The sequence below is a fragment of the Marinilabiliales bacterium genome (assembly GCA_007695015.1).
In the GTDB taxonomy this organism is placed as follows: Bacteria; Bacteroidota; Bacteroidia; order Bacteroidales; family PUMT01; genus PXAP01.
In genome coordinates, this window is sequence record REEN01000001.1 from 1 (window position 1) to 2,834 (window position 2,834).

2 protein-coding genes and 1 pseudogene are annotated in these 2,834 nt (G+C 46.1%); 2 read left to right on the forward strand and 1 reads right to left on the reverse strand.

Annotated elements, in window-relative coordinates:
* Positions 1 to 300: 300 nt before the first annotated feature.
* Positions 301 to 1,143: an SMP-30/gluconolactonase/LRE family protein gene (locus EA408_00005; protein ID TVR75704.1), complete on the forward strand. Its 843-nt coding sequence runs from the start codon at positions 301 to 303 to the stop codon at positions 1,141 to 1,143.
* 115 nt (positions 1,144 to 1,258) lie between these two features.
* Here the strand turns inward: EA408_00005 and EA408_00010 are convergent, their stop codons facing one another.
* Positions 1,259 to 2,047, reverse strand: coding sequence for an META domain-containing protein (locus tag EA408_00010; protein TVR75703.1), 789 nt, complete (start codon positions 2,045 to 2,047; stop codon positions 1,259 to 1,261).
* A gap of 490 nt (positions 2,048 to 2,537) precedes the next feature.
* On the opposite strand from EA408_00010, the pseudogene EA408_00015 reads away from it, so the two are divergent.
* A pseudogene (locus EA408_00015) lies at positions 2,538 to 2,657 on the forward strand (KilA-N domain-containing protein).
* The last annotated feature ends 177 nt before the right edge of the window (positions 2,658 to 2,834 follow it).

A 2,834-nucleotide genomic window follows, 5' to 3' on the forward strand; every position in this document is an offset into this window, starting at 1 on the left:
GGAAACGGTAAACGTTGCAGATAAGGTGCGTTACAGGCGTGTTTACCGTAAGATGTCAAAAATGATGCTGGAGTTTTTTGAAACCAGTAATTAGAACGGAAGAATTATGCACAAAGTAATATATTTGGCCTTTATGTCATAACCTCATTAATCGTATTAAACAAAACTTTTATGGAAAACAAATCGTCGTCATACCTGGAAATTGCTGTCGCAGGAAGGCCTGACAGCCTGAAATGCCTTATTGCACTTAAATTCATTATGTTTCTTTTGCTGCCTTTATTCTCACTAAACGCCCAGATAATGGATAAAACCAATATTATTGCCCAGGGGGCAACCCTTGAACTGTTGGGTGACGGGTTCTCCTTCACCGAGGGGCCGGCTCCCGATGCCGGGGGGAATGTCTATTTTACCGATCAGCCAAATAACACAATAGTGAAATGGAACTGGTCCACAGGCGAATTATCGGTTTTTATGGAAGATGCAGGCCGCTCCAACGGCATGTATTTTGACAAAAGCGGGAACCTTATCACCTGTGCCGACATGGACAATGAGCTCTGGTCGATCGATATGGATACCGAAGAGGTTACCGTTCTGGTTGACAACTGGAGCGGGAAGCTGCTAAACGGCCCCAATGACGTGTGGGTACGACCCGACGGAGGTATGTATTTTACCGACCCGCTCTATAAAAGAGGCTACTGGGAGCGCGATCCGGAGATGCAGCAGGACGGTGAGCATGTCTATTTTCTGAGCGCCGACGGCAACAGCTACTTCAGGGTTGACGAAGACCTTGTCAAGCCCAACGGCATTATCGGCACCCCTGACGGCAAGACGCTATACGTAGCCGATATTGGTGATAACAAGACCTATGCCTACGATATCAATGACGACGGCACCCTTTCGAACCGCAGGCTTTTTTGTGAGCTGGGCTCCGACGGCATGACCATGGATGATCGTGGCAATGTTTACCTTACAGGCCGCGGTGTTACGGTATTTGACAAGCATGGGGAGCAGATAGCACATATCCCGGTCGACAAGGGGTGGACCGCCAACATATGCTTTGCCGGCCCTGACAGGGACATGCTGTTCATTACCGCCATGGATGCGGTGTTCGGGATTAAAATGAACGTCAGGGGGGTTAATTAGGAGCGTCTGAGCCACCTAACGAACCAACCTGTCGTGGCAGGATGCCTGAACACAGCCCTTGCAGGTGTACCGGCAAATACCGTGATAATATGTTCATGATGGGGTGAAGTGTGATTTATTCCGCCCTGGTGAAAAAGAGCTCGGTCTCGCCGTCGGTCATTCGCAGGCCCTCCTCATCTATTTCGAACTCCAGGGTTTGAGACGATATCGTTTTAAGGAAACGGTTCTCGACCTCCTGTGTGTCAAGGCACGCCATCTTTGTTGACATGATGTTGCCGGTTACCAGCGTATTATTGACCAGCCCGGCCTTCCCGTGATATCTGTTACAACCCCCGTAACCGGATATGGTCATGCCTGCCAGGTCAACCTCCATGGTAGGCTTTTGTCTTGATTCAGGAATATCAACAGCTTCGCCGTCAATCTTTTCAAGCACCCATATATCATTCAGCCGGTATCTGCCCAGGTATTGTCCGCATCCCCTGAATACCGTAAAATCATCATCCCGGGTCCTTTTTAATGAAAGGCTTACCCTGTAGGGGAAGCGGTTTCCCTTCATGGTGTCGATGCACTCTTCGCGGGAGATCTCTACAACTGTATTGGCATTATATGTCCTTGCAGAGTATCTCACAAATGAAAGGCCGTCAACCCTTTCAGGGCCGGTTGCCGGGAAGGTGAATTCAGGGAACTCTTCGGTAAGGCTTGTGAATTTGAGCAGGTTGTCAAATTCAATTTCCAGTGCCCAGAACGGTTCGTTGCCCGTTGCCTTGAATCCTGTAAGCGTGACCGGTTCGACCTCCCCGACCGTTTGCGGCTCACTATCCGCTTCATCAGCAGTTTTCCTTAAAACCGAACAACCCGCGGTCAGGATCACCAGCAAAACTATTATTCCTTTTTTGTAGTCCATGTTTCACAAGCCATTACCCGGCCCGTTTATGCCGCGTGCCGGTTTTTGACAAAGTTAATAAATCCCGCCCGTATATATACACCTGCATGCACACCGTCTCAAATCCCGTAGCCAGGGTTAATGCCGGCCTGGTTGGAACTCTGGCCCAGGGAGCTGACTGATATTGCTGAAATTATTGCAATCAGCAGGGTTCTTTTCAGGATGTTCACGCTCATTGTCAGCTAATTTAAGGAATTATTCCCGGTTATTGAAACAGTCACCTCGAGATCTGACATCTGGGTATAAGGTAAAAAAATATAACGAAATAAATGCCTTAATAGTTGGAATAAGATAACAGGTATTTCTGCCCGGCAGCAGAGGGTAAACTGGTCATTGCTGGCTGCAGCATGAAACAGAGGGGGATTGCATTTAAAAATATGATCAATTTCAGATACTATTAATTTCCTGTTTTGTACTTTAGTGGTTTGTAATGCAGTTGGTTTCCGGCTGTTACACACTCGAATTTTTGAGCACATGGGAGCAAATAAATAATCCGGGTTTTAAAGTGGTCGAATTTGACCACTTTAAATCGCAAGTTGGTTTGCCAAATTTTGTATTGAGTGTTTCGGAATAGATAAAAAATAAAATACTGTTCAGAAAACACAGCTGAATATGTTTCCATATATTAGAACTTTTGTCTATATTTGGCAGGAACAAAAAAGTGATTAATGAAACAAAAATTTGATATTATTCTACTTGAAGAAGTGTGGGAGTTTTTTGATACTTTGGATGAAAAAGTTAAGGATAA